Source organism: Gordonia sp. PvP123 (genome assembly GCF_040547295.1).
GTDB lineage: Bacteria > Actinomycetota > Actinomycetes > Mycobacteriales > Mycobacteriaceae > Gordonia > Gordonia terrae.
In genome coordinates, this window is sequence record NZ_JBEPPN010000012.1 from 21,856 (window position 1) to 40,201 (window position 18,346).

17 protein-coding genes are annotated in these 18,346 nt (G+C 67.1%); 11 read left to right on the forward strand and 6 right to left on the reverse strand.

What is annotated here, in order from left to right; translation table 11 throughout:
* Positions 1-5: 5 nt before the first annotated feature.
* On the reverse strand, positions 6-1,382 hold the full coding sequence (locus ABIC25_RS21125) for an NAD-dependent succinate-semialdehyde dehydrogenase (RefSeq protein ID WP_354563022.1): 1,377 nt from the start codon (positions 1,380-1,382) through the stop codon (positions 6-8).
* A gap of 250 nt (positions 1,383-1,632) precedes the next feature.
* Between ABIC25_RS21125 and ABIC25_RS21130 the strand changes: the two genes are divergently transcribed.
* From ABIC25_RS21130 to ABIC25_RS21145, 4 genes are all read left to right on the forward strand, one after another.
* Positions 1,633-2,628 (forward strand): alpha/beta hydrolase, encoded by a 996-nt coding sequence (locus ABIC25_RS21130; protein WP_354563023.1) that lies wholly within the window; start codon positions 1,633-1,635, stop codon positions 2,626-2,628.
* 1,023 nt (positions 2,629-3,651) lie between these two features.
* On the forward strand, positions 3,652-5,013 hold the full coding sequence (gene gdhA, locus ABIC25_RS21135; RefSeq protein WP_354563118.1) for an NADP-specific glutamate dehydrogenase: 1,362 nt from the start codon (positions 3,652-3,654) through the stop codon (positions 5,011-5,013).
* Between the two features lie 87 nt (positions 5,014-5,100).
* Positions 5,101-6,207 carry a DNA polymerase III subunit beta family protein gene (locus ABIC25_RS21140; protein ID WP_354563024.1) on the forward strand — a complete coding sequence of 369 codons (1,107 nt, stop codon included), beginning with the start codon at positions 5,101-5,103 and terminating at the stop codon, positions 6,205-6,207.
* Between the two features lies 1 nt (position 6,208).
* Complete coding sequence (locus ABIC25_RS21145; RefSeq protein WP_354563025.1) at positions 6,209-6,616, forward strand: hypothetical protein; 408 nt, start codon at positions 6,209-6,211, stop codon at positions 6,614-6,616.
* Between the two features lie 165 nt (positions 6,617-6,781).
* On the opposite strand, the gene ABIC25_RS21150 is transcribed toward ABIC25_RS21145, so the two are convergent.
* On the reverse strand, positions 6,782-7,465 hold the full coding sequence (locus ABIC25_RS21150) for a DNA alkylation repair protein (protein ID WP_354563027.1): 684 nt from the start codon (positions 7,463-7,465) through the stop codon (positions 6,782-6,784).
* 61 nt (positions 7,466-7,526) lie between these two features.
* Positions 7,527-7,826, reverse strand: coding sequence for a putative quinol monooxygenase (locus ABIC25_RS21155; protein ID WP_101822672.1), 300 nt, complete (start codon positions 7,824-7,826; stop codon positions 7,527-7,529).
* A 157-nt stretch (positions 7,827-7,983) separates the two neighbouring features.
* On the opposite strand from ABIC25_RS21155, the gene ABIC25_RS21160 reads away from it, so the two are divergent.
* Entirely contained in the window at positions 7,984-9,627 is a 1,644-nt protein-coding gene (locus ABIC25_RS21160; protein ID WP_354563028.1) for an alkaline phosphatase D family protein, read from the forward strand.
* A 23-nt stretch (positions 9,628-9,650) separates the two neighbouring features.
* Here the strand turns inward: ABIC25_RS21160 and ABIC25_RS21165 are convergent, their stop codons facing one another.
* On the reverse strand, positions 9,651-10,088 hold the full coding sequence (locus ABIC25_RS21165; RefSeq protein ID WP_354563030.1) for a VOC family protein: 438 nt from the start codon (positions 10,086-10,088) through the stop codon (positions 9,651-9,653).
* A gap of 80 nt (positions 10,089-10,168) precedes the next feature.
* A complete protein-coding gene (locus tag ABIC25_RS21170; protein WP_064570131.1) occupies positions 10,169-10,600 on the reverse strand; it encodes a PPOX class F420-dependent oxidoreductase in 432 nt (143 codons plus the stop codon).
* Positions 10,601-10,725: 125 nt separating this feature from the next.
* Between ABIC25_RS21170 and ABIC25_RS21175 the strand changes: the two genes are divergently transcribed.
* Positions 10,726-11,286: a DUF4334 domain-containing protein gene (locus ABIC25_RS21175; protein WP_004018690.1), complete on the forward strand. Its 561-nt coding sequence runs from the start codon at positions 10,726-10,728 to the stop codon at positions 11,284-11,286.
* Between the two features lie 72 nt (positions 11,287-11,358).
* A complete protein-coding gene (locus tag ABIC25_RS21180) occupies positions 11,359-11,772 on the forward strand; it encodes a hypothetical protein (RefSeq protein WP_239399068.1) in 414 nt (137 codons plus the stop codon).
* A 37-nt stretch (positions 11,773-11,809) separates the two neighbouring features.
* On the opposite strand, the gene ABIC25_RS21185 is transcribed toward ABIC25_RS21180, so the two are convergent.
* On the reverse strand, positions 11,810-12,706 hold the full coding sequence (locus ABIC25_RS21185) for a hypothetical protein (protein ID WP_354563032.1): 897 nt from the start codon (positions 12,704-12,706) through the stop codon (positions 11,810-11,812).
* Positions 12,707-12,836: 130 nt separating this feature from the next.
* Here ABIC25_RS21185 and ABIC25_RS21190 point away from each other — a divergent pair, with 130 nt between their 5' ends.
* From ABIC25_RS21190 to ABIC25_RS21205, 4 genes are all read left to right on the forward strand, one after another.
* A complete protein-coding gene (locus ABIC25_RS21190; protein WP_064570279.1) occupies positions 12,837-13,268 on the forward strand; it encodes a Fur family transcriptional regulator in 432 nt (143 codons plus the stop codon).
* An 80-nt stretch (positions 13,269-13,348) separates the two neighbouring features.
* Positions 13,349-15,610 (forward strand): catalase/peroxidase HPI, encoded by a 2,262-nt coding sequence (gene katG / locus ABIC25_RS21195; protein WP_354563033.1) that lies wholly within the window; start codon positions 13,349-13,351, stop codon positions 15,608-15,610.
* A 184-nt stretch (positions 15,611-15,794) separates the two neighbouring features.
* The gene (locus ABIC25_RS21200; RefSeq protein ID WP_101822668.1) at positions 15,795-17,042 is read left to right on the forward strand and encodes a GTP cyclohydrolase II; all 1,248 of its coding nucleotides are present in this window, start codon (positions 15,795-15,797) and stop codon (positions 17,040-17,042) included.
* Positions 17,042-18,286, forward strand: coding sequence for a URC4/urg3 family protein (locus ABIC25_RS21205; RefSeq protein ID WP_354563034.1), 1,245 nt, complete (start codon positions 17,042-17,044; stop codon positions 18,284-18,286). Before ABIC25_RS21200 ends, ABIC25_RS21205 begins: the two co-directional genes overlap by 1 nt.
* Positions 18,287-18,346 lie beyond the last annotated feature (60 nt).

Genomic DNA, 18,346 nt, shown 5'->3' on the forward strand with positions numbered 1-18,346 from the left:
TCGGTCTATGCCGAGGCTGTCCGACGCAGCTTGGTGTTGACGAACTCGCCCATACCCCAGCGCCCGAGTTCACGACCGTAACCGGATCGCTTGACCCCGCCGAACGGGAGGCCCGGCAACGTGGTGCCGTGCTCGTTGACGTAGGCCATCCCGACCTCGAGCCGGTCGGCGACCTTCTCGGCGCTGTCGATGTCGTCGCTCCACACCGACCCGCTCAGGCCGAACTCGACGTCGTTGGCGAGCGCCACGGCGTCCTCCGCGGAGGCGACCTTGTAGATCATCGCGACGGGACCGAAGATCTCCTCGGAGTATGCGTCCATCTCCGGGGTGATGTCCGTCAAAACGGTGGGTTCGAAGAACGCGCCGTCGCGCTGCACCGGCTTGCCACCCGTCCGCAACGTCGCACCCTGATTCACGGCCGTGTCGACCTGCTCGGCGACGGTATCGCGTGCCGAGAGCGACGACAGCGGTCCCATCTGAGTGGACTCGTCTGCCGGATCACCGACGGCGGTCGACTCGAACTGTTTCACAACCCCGTCGACGAAGTCGTCGTACAGGTCATCGAGCACGATGAAGCGCTTCGGTGAGTTGCAGGCCTGCCCGGCGTTCGACAATCGCGCCCGGGCCGCGATCTTCGTCGTACGTTCCATGTCGGCGGAATCGAGGAGGATGAACGGGTCGGATCCCCCGAGCTCGAGCACGGACTTCTTCAGGTTCGCTGCCGCCACCTTGGCCACGGCTGCACCGGCTTTCTCGCTTCCGGTGAGCGACACACCGCGTATCGCATTGTGCGCGAGCAGGTCTGCGATTTGATCACTGCTCGCGTACACGTTGATGTACGCGTCTCCAGGCACGCCCGCGTCGTGCAGGATTTCGGCCATCAGGGCCGACGAGGCCGCGCAGATCGACGCGTGCTTGAGGATGACGGTGTTGCCCGCCAACAGGTTCGGCGCGGCGAATCGCGCGACCTGATAGTACGGGTAGTTCCACGGCATGACGCCGACGAGCGGACCGATCGGAGCGACCTGCACGATCGACGACTCCGCACCCTGCCGAGCGAGCGCCTCGGTTTCGAGGAGATCGGGCCCGTGCTCGGCGTACCAGCGGTAGATGTCGGCGGCGAGCTGCACCTCCCCGGCCGCCTCCTTGGCGGGCTTTCCCATCTCGGTCGTGATCACGGACGCGAGCTCGCCGGCTCGCTTCTCGTACAGATCAGCAGCCCGCGCGAGCACCGCGGCACGTTCGGACGCTTCGGTCGAACGCCAGTCTTGATACGCGGCCAGGGATCGTTCGGCAACCGTGGCCACCTCGGCGTCCTCGAGCCCGGAGAACTCCCGGTCGGTGACACCGGTGGTCGGATTCGCGGTGACATATGTGCTCACAGAGCACCTACCTTCCTCTGTCGTTGAGAATCCCGACTGTCGACAGCCCGGAATCGTTCGGGTACCCGGATCGCATGGACCAAAACCCGGCCGTCGGCGCGCTCCGGGCCCACAAGCGCCGCCGACCTGTTCTAATGGGTCCGCGGTCCGTGTTCGGACCGGTGATCGACCGACACACGATGAACGCCGGACGTCGACCTGGGGGTGGGTCGCCGGCTCGTGACGGGCAGTGCCCGAGGGGGAACGAAGAGTGTCACGCTGGCAGCGGGCCGTAGGGCTCGGTTGTGCATTTCTGATCGCGGTCGTCGCGAGCCTGTCGACGGGGCAACCGGCGGGGGCGACTCCACCGAGGCTCGCCGACACGGCGCGGATTCTCGCGGTGTCCCCGGAGACCGCGACGCGGACGACGATGACCGTGTACTCCGCGGCCATGAAGCGGCCTGTTCGGGTGAGTGTGCTCGTCCCCCGCGACCGGACCGGGCCCCGGCCCACCGTTTACCTGCTCGACGGGATCGATGGTGGGGTCTACACCAACTACACGCAGAGTGGGTGGACGTTCCAGACCGACCTCGCGCGCTTCGTCGCCGACAAGAAGGTCAACGTGGTCCTGCCCATCGGGGGTACGGGTTCGTACTACACCGACTGGCGCCGACTCGACCCCGTCCTGGGCCGGAACATGTGGGAGACCTTCCTGACCGAGGAACTCCCTCCACTGGTCGACCGACGCTTCCGAGGCAACGGGCGGAACGTGATCGGCGGGCTGTCGATGGGGGCGCTGGGTGCGATGTCCATCGCCGTGCGCAATCCGGATCTCTACCGGGGCGTCGTCGCCTTCAGCGGGTGTCTTGATCAGGGTTCGCCGGAGTTCCGGCAGGCGACCGCCACATCGGTCAGCACGAGAGGTGGGAACCCGGAGAACATGTGGGGACCGCTCGATCACGACACCTGGGATGCCCACAATCCCGCCGATCATGTGTCCGCGCTGCGTGGTAAGCCCGTGTACGTCGCGGTCGGCAACGGCCTGCCCGACCCAGCACTCGGACTGGCCGGGCTGGCGTCACCCGTCGGCGGCGTCCTCGAAGGCATCGTCGCCCGATGCACCGAGAGCTTCAAGCGTCGCGCGGACCGTGCCGGGGTCGACATCACCTACGACTTCCGTGCCGGTCTCCACTCATGGGGTTACTGGAATCAGGATCTGCATCGAGCCTGGCCCACGATCGCCCGGGCGCTGAACAGCTCGGGCTGACACGAGTCATCGTCAACGCGCACTTTTTCTCTTCCGAATCAACGAGACATCGTCGCGTGCCCGCTTTCGCTCCCGGCGTTCCTTGAGTTCTTGTCGACGCTTTTTCGAACTCGAATTCTTTTCTGCCACTTTTCCTCGATGGGTTGTCTTCTACAAACGGGTCGGTCCCGCTCACCTCCGTGACCATAGCCCAGAAACCAGAGAAGTCCAGCCCACCCACATTCCTACGATCTAATCCGCTCTAATTCGGTGTTGCACATCATTTTTCGTAGCCGACAGGTTCGCGACAAACGCCGGACTGGCTTTTATTTATTTCTGGGCTAGAGTCCATGGCACCGGTCGCAGATGGCCGGAAACAGCGAAAGGAAGCGTGGCCGTGAAAGCGGTTGTGATGGAGTGCCGGATACGCGTGTGCGGTTCCCCCGGTCGGGTGAAGGAATTCGTGGATCGAGCGTCGATTCGCGCTCGGGACGCCTTTCCCCACCCCGCGAGGTGTTCAATTGTCGTCGAGGGGTCGGACTCGTTGCTCCTGCGACGCCAATGGCACCGTGAGAACGACGTGGACGTGTTCGGAGTGCCGGAGGGGCGGGATGTGTGCTTCGGTTTCGCGGACTCGTCCGGACGGTTGACCGTCGCGAGACTCGAGAGTCTGTCACGCGACATCCTGAGCCACCTCGAAGTGGATCCGTGGGTGTCCGACGACACCGAGTCCGTGCCGTGGATCCTGACTCTCACCACCGGTGCCGATCCGAGGTCCAGGCGTGAGATCGTGACCCGCCATCCGTCGCTCGAGGTGCGACGACCTGTTCTCGCGCCTTCGTGATGGCGCACCACGGTGCGACCTGACTGCGTGTCGGAAACGAGCGGCCCCCGACCACCTCACCCCGATCAGGTCACCGCAGACACACCCGTTGTCACCGTCTGTCGGACCGGTCTGCGGTCGAATTCCTGTCACTCGATAGGGTGCGGGTGGCGACGTGCCCATCCGGGTACGTCGCCGTCCCACACGTATCGGAGAAGGAAGTGGTCGCCATCGTGGCCGTGCTCGACGAGAAGATCAGCGATCTGTACGCGCAGGTTGTTGCGCGAAACCCCGGGGAGGCCGAATTCCATCAGGCCGTCCGGGAGGTCTTCGACAGTCTGGGTCCGGTCTTGGCGAAACACCCCCACTACGCGGACGCCGGGATCATCAAGAGACTGACCGAGCCCGAGCGCCAGATCATCTTCCGGGTGCCGTGGGTCGACGACCAGGGTCAGGTACAGATCAACCGCGGGTTCCGGGTGGAGTTCAACTCCGCTCTCGGCCCGTACAAGGGCGGGTTGCGCTTCCACCCGAGCGTCTACCTGGGCGTGGTCAAGTTCCTCGGATTCGAACAGATCTTCAAGAACGCCCTGACCGGACTCCCGATCGGCGGCGGCAAGGGTGGCGCCGACTTCGATCCCAAGGGACGCTCCGACGGCGAGGTGATGCGCTTCTGCCAGTCCTTCATGACCGAGCTCTACCGCCACATCGGCGAGTACACCGACGTACCCGCCGGCGACACCGGCGTGGGCGGCCGCGAAATCGGTTATCTGTTCGGTCAATACAAGCGCATCACCAACCGCTACGAATCCGGCGTCCTCACCGGCAAAGGGCTGGCGTGGGGTGGGTCGCAGGTGCGTACCGAGGCGACCGGGTACGGCGTCGTGTTCTTCGTCCGCGACATGCTCGCCGCAGCCGGTGACGGTCTCGACGGCAAGACCGTGGTCGTCTCCGGCTCGGGCAACGTCGCGATCTACGCCATCGAGAAGGTGCAGCAGCTCGGTGGCCGTGTGATCGCCTGCTCGGACTCCGGGGGTTACGTCGTCGACGAGGCCGGGATCGACCTGGATCTGCTCAAGGACATCAAAAACGTTCGGCGCGGACGCATCTCGGACTATGCCGACGCCCGCCCCGATACTGCCCGCCACATCGCATCCGGCTCGTTGTGGAACGTGCCCACCGACATCGCCATCCCCTGCGCGACACAGAACGAGCTGAACGGGGTCGACGCCGCCGAACTGGCGAAGAACGGTTGCCGCATCGTGGCCGAGGGAGCGAACATGCCCAGCACCCCCGAGGCGGTGCGCATCTTCTCCGAGGCAGGCGTCAGCTTCGCGCCGGGCAAGGCCGCGAATGCGGGCGGGGTGGCCACGAGCGCACTCGAGATGCAGCAGAACGCCTCCCGAGATTCGTGGACGTTCAGCCACACCGAGGAGCGGCTGTCGGAGATCATGACGTCGATCCACGATCACTGCCTCCACACGGCGGACGAGTACGGGGCGCCCGGCAATTATGCGGCCGGAGCCAACATCGCGGCCTTCACCCAGGTCGCCGACGCGATGCTCGCACTGGGTCTCATCTGACCCGACACCGGAGTTCGGACATCAGCGGGGTTCGGACATCAGTCGACACTTGACCTTCAGGTAGGTCGAAGCCGGATGATCTCCGATATGCCTTCTTCCGTCACCGAACACGGCGAGCTCGTCCCGATCGGCGCGTTTGCGCAGCGCACCGGGTTGACCGCCTCCGCGTTGCGGTTCTACGCCGACTCGGCGGTGCTCACCCCGGCCAGCATCGACGCGTCGACGGGATACCGCCTGTACAGCACGGCGCAGGAAACCCGGGCCATCACACTCCGCCGACTCCGCGAGATCGGGATGTCCCTCGCCGACATCCGCACGGTCCTCGACGCCGAGCCGACCGCCGCGCGCGAACTCATCGACGACCATGTGCGAACAGTCATGACGGACGCCGCCCGGACCCGGCGCGAGGCCGCGGCCATCACGACGGCCATCGCCGCAGAAGCAACAACACTGCTCACGTCCGTGCGCGGGCCCGTACTCGCAGCCGCAATCGGCCAGGTGCTCACCGCCACGGCACGCGACGCCGAGCACCCTGTACTCGACGCCGTCGAGTTGCGCTTCGAGGACGGGGCGGTGACCCTCACGTCGACCGATCGCTACCGAATCTCCTCGCGGTCACTGCCGACCGGCGAACCGAGTGACACCCGGTGGTCGGGAACGCTGTGTGCCGGGGACCTCCGCGATGGTCTGTCCGACCTGGCCCGGGGTGGCGCTGTCGGAATCGAGGCCGGGACCCGCGCGGTACGGTTCCGACTCACCGGTCGGGACGATCTGTGGTGCCGCTTGCTCGACGACCCCTTCCCCTCTCACCACGCCATGGTCGACGCACTGCCACCGGTGACCACGCGCGCGAGCGTCGCCACATCCGGTGTGCTGCAGTATTTGGAGGGCTGCGTCGACGAGCGAGTACACCTGGACTTCACGTCGACAGCACTGGTGTTGAGCGACGCAGCGTCGGTGGGGGTCACCACCCTGCCCGCCGACATCCACGGGCCGCCGGTCGAGATGTGGTTCGAGGTCTCGACCCTCTTCCCCGCGGTCGGTGTGTCCATCGGCGCCGAGCTGTTGCTCGACGTGCGGGCCGCCGACCTGCCGATGACGATTCGTTCCGCCGACGGCGGCGATCTCACAACGATCGTCATGCCGGTCTGGCACCCGACCGCATCGATCGATCACCAAGACAGGGGCCGGTGACATGACCGAACCCGTCGAAGACTCCACGATGCACGAACTGACCGAGGCGGTGGCCCTCGGACGGGAAGGCGAGACGGCAAGGGCTCGAGAGAGACTCCTCGCCCTGTGGGAGACGATCGGCGTCGACGGTGACGCGCTCCATCGATGCACTCTCGCGCATCATCTCGCTGACCTGTACAGCGACCCGGCGGACTCGCTCGCGTGGGATGTACGTGCGCTCGACGCCGCCCTTGCACTGACCGATGAGCGGGTGCGGTCTCACCACGCCGAACTCTCCGTGGCAGGTTTCCTTCCCTCTCTCCACCTCAACCTCGCCGATGATCATCGGCGGTTGGGGTCCTTCGACTCGGCCCGCCGGCATCTGGCCGCGGCGGCCCGAGCGACGGCTGACTTGCCAGAAGGTCCGTAAGGCAGAATGATTCGAGGGCTGATCAAGGACATCGACGCCGCGGTCGAGCGCCGGGACACGACTGCCAGACAATCACATCCGGGGATGTCCGGTTCCGAAGGCAGAGCCGGGTGACAGGTCCGCCATGCTGACGACGCGAACATCTTTCGATGACGAGCGCGCGGGTCACACGGCTCGGCGTCGAACCATCTCGGCGATCCACACCGGCGCGTACGGTGATGTACAATCCGGCGAGGTCGGATAGTCCTCCAGCACCCGCAACCGCTTTCCGATGTCGACCGCGCGGGAGCGAGAGTCAGGACTCTCGATGCCGATGGTCGCCAGGCACGTGTTCATCGCCCACTGCAGACGTGGCGGAGCTTCCGCCATCTGGGACTCGATGGTGTCGAGGAGGGCGGTGAGGTCGAGATCATCCGGACGTTTGGCCACCCGATCGGAGGTCAGGGCCCAACCCGCCGCTGCGACAACGGGATCGGGGTCGTTCATCCACGACGTCCGCAACTCCTCGACGTGCGCGCTCTTCTTGACGACGTAGTTGACGAACCAATCGTGCACCTTCGGCCGATCGGCCTCGCGGACCATCGTGTCGAGCGCCACGGCGTCGAAGGCCTTCGGCCGGCAGATCAGCAGCGCGAGCAGCCGCGCCGCGGTGTCCCCGGTCGCCCAGAGCGCCGCCGCGAGCTCGGGTTGCGTCCGAAGCCGCTTCGCCGTCGCCCTCAGTTTGGTGAGGTTGACGCCGTGATCATCACCGTGCCGCTCGTTGACCGCCCGGATTCTCGGATCGTCGAGTGCTCGCAGCTCGCCGAGAACCTCGGTGAGCGTCGGCTCGATGTCGGTGCTCCTGGTCATGGCCCCTCCCTTGTGTGGCGCGTGCACAGCCTACGACGGCCATCGGCGACTGAGCCGGCCGTCAGTCCGGCGCACCCGCCAGGACCCGCATGTCCGCGACGTCGTACTCGGCCACCGTCGCCGAAAGGATGGCCCGCGCCTGGTCGTCGCCGACCCCGGCACCCCGGAAGGCCTCGACAGCCGACTGCGAGTCCCACCGCTCGAAGATGTTGATGCGGCCCGGGTCCGTCGAGTCCGCGCTGATCGCGAAGTCTCGACATCCCGGTGCCCGGCGGGCCGCTGCGACGACGCCCTCGCATCCTGCGAGGTAGTCCGCGCGCCCGCCCGGGTCGACCCGAAGACAGCCGGCAACGATCACCATTTGTTCCTCCTTCGATTCGCCATACACCTGCCCTGCCGGCGTCGGCTTGCACCCCTGCAGGCAGACGCACCAGGAGTACAGACTCGTCGACCCGGGCGAAGTCATCGCACCGATCGACGTGGCCGCACGAGCCGACGCGACGGCCTACTCTGATCGAATGGCTTTGGTTCTGGGTCCGATCCTCCGGCACGTCGACGAGACCTCCGCGCTGGTCTGGGTGCAGACCGACGAACCGGGCGAGGTGGAAGTCCTCGGGTGCGGAACCCGGACCTTCCAGGTATCCGGTCACCATTTCGCGTTGGTCGAGGTCACCGGCCTGGTACCCGACACCACCACCGAGTACCAGGTCCGCGTCAACGGCGCCCTCGAGTGGCCGCTCCCCGACACGGAGTTCCCGCCCAGCGTCATCCGGACCCGTGGCCCCGAGACCGCAGACCGGCACCGCTTCGTGTTCGGATCCTGCCGGTACCCCCGGGCCGAGGATCCGAAGCTCGACGAGAAACTCGGACTCGACGCGCTGGACTGCTATGCCATCCGCATGCGCCATCTCCCCGTCGAAGAATGGCCGGACACGCTCATCCTGCTCGGCGACCAGGTGTACGCCGACGAGCTGACCCCGCAGGTGAAGGAGTCGCTCGAATCGAGTCGGACGTCGACCGCCGGACCGGCGGACGAGGTCGTCGACTTCGAGGAGTACGAAGGCCTGTATCGACACACCTGGGGAGACCCCGAGATCCGGTGGATCCTCTCGACCGTGGCGACCGCCATGATCTTCGACGATCACGACATCCGCGACGATTGGAACACCTCCGACACCTGGCGTCGACAGATGGGTGAGAAGCCCTGGTGGCAGGACCGGATTCGTGCGGGCCTGGCCTCGTACTGGGTGTATCAGCATCTCGGCAACCTCTCCCCGGCCGAACTCCGCGAGTCCGAGGACTACCGCCGCGTCCGCGACATCGACGGCGACTGTTGGCCCCACCTCGTCGACGTTGCGGATCGCGCCGATCGCGAGACCGACGGGACCAAGGGCATCCGGTTCAGTTTCCGCTGGGATCTGGGCAACACCCGGCTGGTCATGATCGACTCCCGCAACGGGCGCATCCTCTCCGGCGGAACGCGGAAGATGTTGAGCGACGTCGAATTCGAGTGGGTCGAGAACCAGGTCGAGGATAATCTCGAACGGCTCGACCACCTCGTGCTCGGTTCGTCGCTGCCGTGGTTGCTGCCTCCGGTCATCGGTGATGCGGAGACCCTCAACGAGATCGGCGCCCGGCAGTCGGGGCGTCGAGGACGACTGGCCGAGAAGATCCGGCAGGGGGCCGACCTCGAGCACTGGCCGGCCTTCTTCGACTCCTTCGTCCGGCTCAGCGAGATGATCCGCCGGGTCGCGAGCCGCGACCCGGGACCGGCGACGATCAGCGTGCTGTCCGGCGATGTCCACCACAGCTATGCGGCGCGTGCCGCGTTTTCGGATGCGACCAGTGCGGACGTGCACCAGTTGGTGTGTTCGCCGGTGCACAACGCGATCCCGCCCTATATCAAGGTGGTGTTCCGGGTGGGGTGGTCCACTCGGCTCGCCTCCGTTGTGCGTCGGTGGGCCCGTCGCGGCGGATCGCCCGACCTACCGGTCGCCTGGCGCAACACTCTCGGCCCACTGTTCGGCAACACCATCGCCACGCTCTCGGTGGAGGGGCGTTCCGCCGAGGTCACCTTCGAACAACCAGACCTCGACGGGGCGCTGGGCAGGGCCGGAAACATCTCCCTGACACCGGATTCCGTGGCGACAGAGCGGACATAGCGCGCTCTGTCGCGTCCAGACCCCTAGTCCAGGCAGAACTCGTTGCCCTCGGGGTCCTGCAGAACGATGTGCCCCTCGCCGAGCGGTGGTGCGGGGTCGTGCCGTTCGACCCTGGTCGCGCCCAACGCGACGAGCCAGTCTGCCTCGGCTTCCAAGGCGGCCATCCGATCATCGCCGCGCAGACCGGGCGCCGCACGAACATCGAGGTGTACCCGGTTTTTCGCCGCCTTCCCCTCGGGGACGCGCTGGAAGAACAACCGGGGCCCGCGTCCGTCGGGATCGATCACGCCCGACGCGTCGTTCCGGCGTTCCGGCGGGACACCGAAGGCCTCGAGCGCGGCATCCCAGCTGTCGAAGCCGGGCGGTGGGTCCTGGAGCCGGTAGCCGAGCACCTCGGCCCAGAACCCCGACAACGAAGCCGGGTCACCACAATCGAACGTCACCTGAATGTCTGTCGCCATGGGAACCACTCTGCGTCATCGCGAGGACAGCCCGTGTCCTAATTCGTCATCGCAATCTCGTCGACCCCGGCGCCGCCACCTCAGCGAAGACGTTCGCCGTACACCCGGTCCACCGACATGACCATGAGAACGCGACGGTCGGCGACCATCACGCTGCGGTATTCGTCCCAGTCCGGGTGTTCGCCTGCGGCCTTGCGGTAATAGTCCACGAGCGCCTCGACCTCGGGTCCGTCCGGTTCGGTGCCCGGGCCGATCAGCGTGACGGTGCCCTCCGCGGTCGCCCAGGTGTAGCGGTCGGGCCCGGTGATCTCCAGGGCCGCGCGCGGATCGCGCCTGAGATTCGCGGTCTTGGCCCGGCCCTCGGTCATCGAGACATAGATGGTCTCGGCGTCGCGGTCGTAGAAAGGGGTCACCGGGGACAGCTGCGGAAGTCCCGATGCCTTGATCGTGGCGAGGACACCGAGACCACCTTCGGCGAGGAGATCACGGGGGTCATACGTGGAGTGGGTCATGCCTGCGGCAACCCGGCGAGCGGAACGGCTATTCCGGGACGTCGGCCGCCATGCCGCGATCGCCCAGCCGGGCCATCGTTGCGACATTCTTCAGATCCTGTGTCTTTGCACGTACGATCGTCGACATGCATGTGCGCGAGATCCTGCCCACCACACCGACCACGACCGCCGAGGCGCTCGACCTGTTCGACTCCTCCCCCGCGGTCGAACCCGACTTCATGATCGGCACCTGGCGCGGTGCCGAGCTCCCGACCGATCACCCGCTGGACGGGTTCCTGGCCGCAAGCGGCTGGTGGGGAAAACAGTTCGTGGATGCCGAGACCGTGCACCCCCTGCTCTTCCCGACCCGCGACGGTTCGGCGCTGTGGGCGATGAACCCCGCGATCGCCTTCGGCGGACTCGGCGTCGCCGAGAAGGCACCGGGGGTCACGTCGATGTCCTTCGCGACTCCGATCGCGGCAACCCGTCTGCTGAGCCAGACCCGGCGGTCACGCGCCCGGTTGCGCACCACCCGGTACCGCGGCACCGACACCGCGACGATGTCGTATGACCAGTTGCCGATCAACGACGTCTTCCACCGGATCTCCGACGACGCCGTGTTGGGCGCCATGGATCTGAAGGGTTCGCCGAAGCCGTACTTCTTCGTGCTCCGACGCGACGACTCGCTCCGCCTCCTCGGCCATTGACCGTCGCTTTCGATTTCGCATCGGCATGGCCGATCCCAGGTCATGGAGATGGCACGGGCGTTCGCTGGACAGATGAGCACCACACTCGACTCTCGATATAGGCACTGCGCCGCACCGGCGGCCGCGGTTGCGATCGCCGGAGTACTCACCCTTGTCGCCCCGGGGACAGCACTGGCCGCCCCACCGATGCCGAGCGGGTACTACCGCGGCAACGTCACCAGCGCACCCATCGCCGACACCGTGTGGTTCGGCAAGAACTTCACCGGCTCGCGTGTCGTCAACAACACCGCGGTCGGCTGGGCCTTCCCCGGTGCGGTCTACCGCGGCCGCTCGGTGCAGGACGGCGCGCCCGTCATCGTCGTGGACTATTCGGGGACAACCGTCGGATTCGTGCGCGACGAACTCCGGGCCGACGGCCGGGGCGGGTATTGGGGTCGCGCGCTCAACGGCAGCACCGAGTTGCTGCGCTTCCATCTGACGCGCTGACCTACGGCAACGGCGACGCGGAGGCACCGCGGCGACCTCAGAGCTCGGCGAGCGCCGCGCGGATCTCGTTGGTGGCCGCGACCGCCTCACGGAGAGCGATCCGCGCCTCGGACCGCCCCTGCTCGGCGGTCGAGAGACGTTGCCGCGCAAAGCGCAACGATTCCTCGCACCGCGCCAGCTCCGCCCGCAGTTCCTGGGCTCGGCCGCCGATCTCGTCGACCTCCGACGACACGCCGTCCACCGTGTCCGACGCATCCTCGAGGTGAGATCGCGCTGCCCGCTCGCCCGCCTCCGCGTCGGTCAACCGGGCTTCGAGCTCCCGACGTTCGCGGTCGGATTCGCGGTCGGTGTCATCGGACAACGAGGGTTCCGAATCGTCGGCAGCACTTGACGCGTCGCGCGTCTCGGCCTCGCTCCGATCGGCTTCCGGCGACGGCTCCGGAACCACGAAGACCCCGGCGGGTCCGAAGCCGCTGTACTCGGCGGATGCGGTGAGGTTGCCCCGCAACACCTGCTCGAGCACGTCGTGGTCGGCCACTGCGGCGCGCAATGTCTGCGTGACCTCGCGAATGGCGCTGTCTGCCAGCCGCACCCGACGGTCGGCCGCGGCCCTCGCAACCGCGGTCACCGACGAGTTGATCAGTTCCTGGCGGCGTCGGGACAACGCGCGCATCTTGTCGACCGCCGAGCGACGCTGTGCCACGGTCAGTTCCGACGCCAACTCGGCGATGAGCGCACTGTCGTCGGGATGCGCGCGCACCCATTGATTGATGGCCCAAGCCGCTTGCGTCGGTCGACGGAGCTTGTCGATCCGCCCGGCGAGTTCACGATCACCGTCCGCCTTGGCCTCGCGAGCGAGTTCGTTCCGGCGCTTCACGAACGCGTCGGGCGCGAGACCGTAGAGCTCGTCGACGATCTCGTCGAATCGGCTCACCGGGTCACCCGCGCACGAGTCGGCGTCGCAGTCGGCATGGCCCGATCTTACGACGCCGAGCCTGCGTGATCGGCACCTCACTTTCTCGGTAAACTTGAATGATTCCAGAAAAATGGGCACGATGGACGCCATGCTCACCGACGACGACTGCACCCGGCATCTCCGGGCGGCCGGTTTGCGGGTGACCCGTCCACGCATCGTGGTGATGCAGTCCGTACGTGCCCACCCCCATGCCGACACCGACGAGGTACTCCGTGCCGCTCGCGAACGGCTGCCCGAGGTCTCGCAACAGACGGTGTACGACGTTCTGGGCGTGCTGACCTCAGCCGGGCTGATCCGGCGTATCCAACCATCGGGCCACGCGTCTCGATATGAGTCACGCGTCGGGGACAACCATCACCACGTGATATGCCGTACATGCGGATTCATCGGCGACGTCGACTGCGCAACCGGCGAAGCCCCGTGCCTGACCCCGTCCGACGACCGGGGTTTCGTCATCGACGAAGCCGAGGTCATCTACTGGGGCTACTGCCCCGACTGCACCCCCGGCTCCGGCCGATAGCCCGACAACACACTCCGCTCCCGGTCTGTGATCACCGCCCCGGCGATCGCAGTTCTCATCGTGCCCGAAAGGAAACCCAGATGGCACCGCACGACCCCTCGTCCGTCTCTGCTCCGCCTTCCCCGGAAGCCCGGGAGCATCCCCCGATCGCCGAGGCGAACACCGAGCCCGCCGGCGGGGGCACATGCCCGGTCGCGCACGGCCGGCTCAAACCCCCCACCCAGGGCGGCGGCAACCGGGACTGGTGGTCGAACCAGTTGAATCTCAAGGTGTTGCAGCACAATCCGGATGTCGCGAATCCGATGGACGCCGACTTCGACTACGACTCGGCCCTGGAAACCCTCGACGTCGAAGCGCTGCGCGCCGATCTGACCGCACTCATGACCGACTCCCAGGACTGGTGGCCCGCCGACTTCGGCCACTACGGCGGCCTGTTCGTTCGCATGTCCTGGCACGCCGCGGGCACCTACCGGGTGGAGGACGGCCGCGGCGGCGCCGGTGCCGGCATGCAGCGATTCGCCCCGCTCAACAGCTGGCCGGACAACGCCAACCTGGACAAGGCGCGCCGCCTGCTGTGGCCGATCAAGAAGAAGTACGGCACGGCGTTGTCCTGGGCCGACCTGCTGGTCTTCGCCGGGAACGTCGCTCTGGAGTCGATGGGATTCACCACCGCCGGCTTTGCCTTCGGGCGCGTGGACGAGTGGGAGCCCGACGAGGTCTACTGGGGACCCGAACTCGAGTGGCTCGCCGACCAGCGGTACTCGGGCAACCGTGACCTCGAGAATCCGCTTGCCGCGGTGCAGATGGGTCTCATCTATGTCAATCCGGAAGGGCCGAACGGCAATCCGGACATTCTCGCGTCTGCGGTGGACATCCGGGAGACGTTCGCGCGCATGGCGATGAACGATGTCGAGACCGCCGCCCTGATCGTCGGCGGCCACACCTTCGGCAAGACCCACGGCGCCGGTGACGCCGGACTGGTGGGTCCCGAGCCCGAGGCAGCAGGCGTCGCGGACGCCGGCCTCGGGTGGACCAGCTCACACGGGACGGGCAAGGGCGCCGACGCGATCACCAGTGGCCTCGAGGTGATCTGGAATCCCACCCCCACCACCTGGGACAACGCTTTTCTCGAGACCCTCTACGGTTACGAGTGGGAGCTCTACAAGAGCCCGGCCGGTGCCAACCAGTGGCGTCCGAAGGACGGGGCCGGGGCGGGCACCGTCCCGAAGGCGTTCGGCGAGGACACGACCCACCCGTCGATGCTGACCACCGACCTGGCGATGCGGTACGACCCGGGTTTCGAGCAGATCACCCGTCGCTGGCTGGACCATCCCGAGGAGCTGGCCGACGAGTTCGCCAAGGCCTGGTTCAAACTCCTGCACCGCGACATGGGACCCGCCGTCCGCTATCGCGGACCGCTGGTACCGGCCGAGACCTACCTCTGGCAGGACTATGTCCCGGCGCACGAGGGACCGGTCGTGTCCGCGACCGACGTCGTGAACCTGAAGGCGACGCTGCTGGAGTCGGGATTGACTGTCGCGCAACTCGTCAAGACCGCCTGGGCGGCGGCGTCGAGTTTTCGCGGTAGCGACAAGCGCGGTGGTGCCAACGGCGGCCGCATCCGCTTGTTGCCGCAGTCCTCGTGGGAGGTCAACGAACCCGACGAGCTGGCACCCGTGGTCCGCACGCTCGAGGGCATCCGGGACTCGTTCACCGGGGAGTCCGGGGCGACGATCTCCTTCGCCGACCTGGTGGTCCTCGGCGGCGCGGCGGCCGTGGAGAAGGCCGCGCGAGACGCCGGCATCGACATCACCGTGCCGTTCACACCGGGGCGTACCGACGCCTCGCAGGAGGAAACGGACGTCGATTCCCTGGCGCACCTCGAACCGAAGGCCGATGGGTTCCGCAACTACGTCGGCAAGGCCGGCGTCCTCCCGGCCGAGTTCGCCCTCGTCGACAAGGCGGCGCTGTTGACCCTCAGCGCTCCCGAGATGACCGTGCTGGTGGGTGGACTCCGCGTGCTGGGCAACAACTTCGGCGGCTCGACCGCCGGTGTCCTGACCGATCGCCCCGGCGTCCTGACGAACGACTTCTTCGTCAACCTGCTGGACATGTCGACGGCCTGGTCGGCGTCGGATCAGGAGAACGTGTACATCGGTCGCGATCGCGCCACCGGTGAGCAGATCTGGACCGGCACCCGCGCCGATCTGGCGTTCTCGTCGAACTCCCAGTTGCGTGCCCTCGCCGAGGTCTACGCAACCGACGATGCTGCCGAGAAGTTCGTGAACGACTTCGTCGCGGCCTGGGACAAGGTGATGAACCTCGACCGGTTCGACGTCTGACGGAAGCCGGCACATCTGGTCGAGACGTCCGGGACGCGGCGGCGGCACCCTCGGTGGGCGCCGCCGCCGTGGCGTTCGGCATCGCCGTTCGGCATCACCCGGCGGACACGGGCATCCGGAACTATGCTGGCGCTTTCCCTGAAGTGGCGGGTGACCGTCTCGACAGAAGGTGAGGACGACGACGATGTCCGGCGAGCACAGGTCCCTGGGCCACATCCGACTGACCTCACACAGCGGCGGGATCGACGCGCCGCCCATCCGCTGGGGGGCCGGCACCGCGGCCGACCGCGGTCCCGTCATCGGGACGACGGGCACGCGAGCGCATCGCAACGTCATCGGCACCCACAGCGGCTCCTACAGCGTCTATCGCGCACTGGCCGTCGCCGCCGGCGCCCTCGCACGAGAACACCGGGCCGATCTCACCAACACCTCACCCACCGACCACATCGGGCCGTATCCGCAATGGGGTGACCCGCGCGCCATCGTCTCGCTGGATCCCTGGGGAGCAACGGTCGCAGAGAGTTTCCCCGACGAGATCCGCCGTGGGTACGACATCCGGCCGACCATCGCGGTGACCAAGGCCCACGTCATCCTCCCCGAGATCGCCGAGGCCATCGAGAAGGGCCGTCTCGTCCCCGACGGCGAGGTCCTGCTGCCCAACGGCGCCGCCCTGGTCACCAAGGCGGCGGTGGAACCGGTGTGGCACCTCCCCGGGGTGGCCGATCGTTTCGGTTGCTCCGAAGCCGAACTGCGTCGGGTGTTGTTCGAGGAGACCGGGGGCATGTACCCCGAACTCGTCACGCGCTCGGACCTGGAGGTCTTCCTGCCACCGATCGGCGGACAGACGGTCTACATCTTCGGCGACGCCCGCGACCTCGCCGATCCCTCGGTGGAACTGACCGCACGGGTGCACGACGAATGCAACGGCTCCGACGTCTTCGGCTCGGACATCTGTACGTGCCGTCCATATCTGACACACGCGATCGAGGAGTGCATCCGCGGCACCCAGCGCGGTGGCGTCGGCCTGGTCGCCTACTCCCGCAAGGAGGGGCGTGCACTCGGCGAGGTCACCAAGTTCCTCGTCTACAACGCACGTAAACGGCAGCTCGGTGGTGACACCGCAGACCAGTACTTCGCACGCACCGAATGCGTTGCGGGCGTGCAGGACATGCGGTTCCAGGAGCTCATGCCCGACGTCCTGCACTGGTTCGGCATCACCAGAATCCATCACCTGGTGTCGATGTCGAACATGAAGTACGACGCCATCACCGGCTCGGGCATCGAGGTCGGCGAGCGCGTCAACATCCCCGACGAACTGGTCCCCGCCGATGCCCGGGTCGAGATCGACGCGAAGATGGCCGCCGGCTACTTCACCCCCGGACCGGTCCCCGACGCCGAGCAGTTGCGGCAGGTCAAGGGCCGGGGGTTGTGATGACCGGCGCGCCAGAGGTGGAGTTGTCGGCGTCGCAGGCGGCCCGGTTGCTGCGGTCGACCGCCACCGTCCGGAGCCGGTCGCGACAACTCCTCGAACGGGCGCGGGCCGGTGACTCCCCGTGGTTCGTGGTCCACGACGTGAAACTGGACGCGGTGGCCGACCTCGTCGCGGAGACGACCGCATCCCGGTATCCCAACGGGGACATACCTTTTCACAGCCGGTGGCGACACTTCGAGGCCGGCGGCGTCGACCGTCTCGGCGCTCTCGACGCCGCTTTGCCGACGGCCGGTTCGGCCGAGCGGGCCCGGGCCCTCATCGACGTCGTGCTCGTCAGTGTTCTGCTGGATGCCGGGGCCGGACCCGAGTGGTCGTTTCGCGAACAGTCGACCGGGCTCGTCCTGACGCGTTCGGAAGGACTCGGGGTCGCGAGCTGGGCGGCGTTCTGTGACGGACTGTTCTCGAGCGACCCGGCGGATCCGCTACGGGTCGATGCCGCGGGCCTGAACCGGATCAGCGCCGATGCTCTCGGCGCCGCCTTCCAGGTGGGTCCCGACAACTCCCTCACCGGACTGTCCGGACGGGCCGACCTCCTGCGTCGCCTGGGCGAGGTCCTGGCCGGCCGGCCCGAGATATTCGGTCCGGACGCACGACCCGGCGGCCTGTTCGATCACCTCACCCGCGGTGGGCGCGCAGAGGTGTCCGCGGTGGACATCCTGAACGCGGTCCTCGACCACCTCGGCGCGATCTGGCCGTCGGACAACGCGATCGACGCCCATCCACTGGGCGACTGCTGGCACCACGACGCGGTCGTCGGTCCGGGCCGCACCGCCGGCTGGGTGCCGTTCCACAAACTGTCGCAGTGGCTGACCTATTCACTGCTCGAGCCGTTTCGGTGGTCCGGTGTCCAGGTGACCGGACTCGACGAGCTGACCGGTCTCCCCGAGTACCGCAACGGTGGCCTGCTGCTCGACTCCGGTGTGCTCGAGCTCCGCGACGCGAGCTGGGCGGACCATGAGTGGGAGGTCGGCGACGAACTCGTCGTCGAATGGCGCGCGCTCACCGTCGCGCTCATCGACGAGGTCGCCGACCGCGTGCGCGCGCGTTTCAGCGCGGATACGACCACCATGCCCCTTGCCTGCGTGCTCGAGGGCGGAACCTGGTCGGCCGGCCGGATCCTGGCGGGCCGGCTTCGACACGGACTGCCGCCGTTGTCGATTCGAAGTACCGGCACCGTGTTCTGAGCGCAGCATCGGCACACGGCCGGATCCGCACACCTCATCTACCGACGACCGAGAGGTTTC

Excerpts from the sequence above, each read along its gene's own strand:
- ABIC25_RS21140 (WP_354563024.1), top strand. The coding sequence starts at position 5,101 with ATGCCTTCTTCCGTCACCGAACACGGCGAGCTCGTCCCGATCGGCGCG.
- ABIC25_RS21145 (WP_354563025.1), top strand. The coding sequence starts at position 6,209 with ATGACCGAACCCGTCGAAGACTCCACGATGCACGAACTGACCGAGGCG.
- ABIC25_RS21150 (WP_354563027.1), bottom strand. The coding sequence starts at position 7,465 with ATGACCAGGAGCACCGACATCGAGCCGACGCTCACCGAGGTTCTCGGC.
- ABIC25_RS21155 (WP_101822672.1), bottom strand. The coding sequence starts at position 7,826 with ATGGTGATCGTTGCCGGCTGTCTTCGGGTCGACCCGGGCGGGCGCGCG.
- ABIC25_RS21160 (WP_354563028.1), top strand. The coding sequence starts at position 7,984 with ATGGCTTTGGTTCTGGGTCCGATCCTCCGGCACGTCGACGAGACCTCC.
- ABIC25_RS21165 (WP_354563030.1), bottom strand. The coding sequence starts at position 10,088 with ATGGCGACAGACATTCAGGTGACGTTCGATTGTGGTGACCCGGCTTCG.
- ABIC25_RS21170 (WP_064570131.1), bottom strand. The coding sequence starts at position 10,600 with ATGACCCACTCCACGTATGACCCCCGTGATCTCCTCGCCGAAGGTGGT.
- ABIC25_RS21175 (WP_004018690.1), top strand. The coding sequence starts at position 10,726 with ATGCATGTGCGCGAGATCCTGCCCACCACACCGACCACGACCGCCGAG.
- ABIC25_RS21180 (WP_239399068.1), top strand. The coding sequence starts at position 11,359 with ATGAGCACCACACTCGACTCTCGATATAGGCACTGCGCCGCACCGGCG.
- ABIC25_RS21190 (WP_064570279.1), top strand. The coding sequence starts at position 12,837 with ATGCTCACCGACGACGACTGCACCCGGCATCTCCGGGCGGCCGGTTTG.
- katG (WP_354563033.1), top strand. The coding sequence starts at position 13,349 with ATGGCACCGCACGACCCCTCGTCCGTCTCTGCTCCGCCTTCCCCGGAA.
- ABIC25_RS21200 (WP_101822668.1), top strand. The coding sequence starts at position 15,795 with ATGTCCGGCGAGCACAGGTCCCTGGGCCACATCCGACTGACCTCACAC.
- ABIC25_RS21205 (WP_354563034.1), top strand. The coding sequence starts at position 17,042 with ATGACCGGCGCGCCAGAGGTGGAGTTGTCGGCGTCGCAGGCGGCCCGG.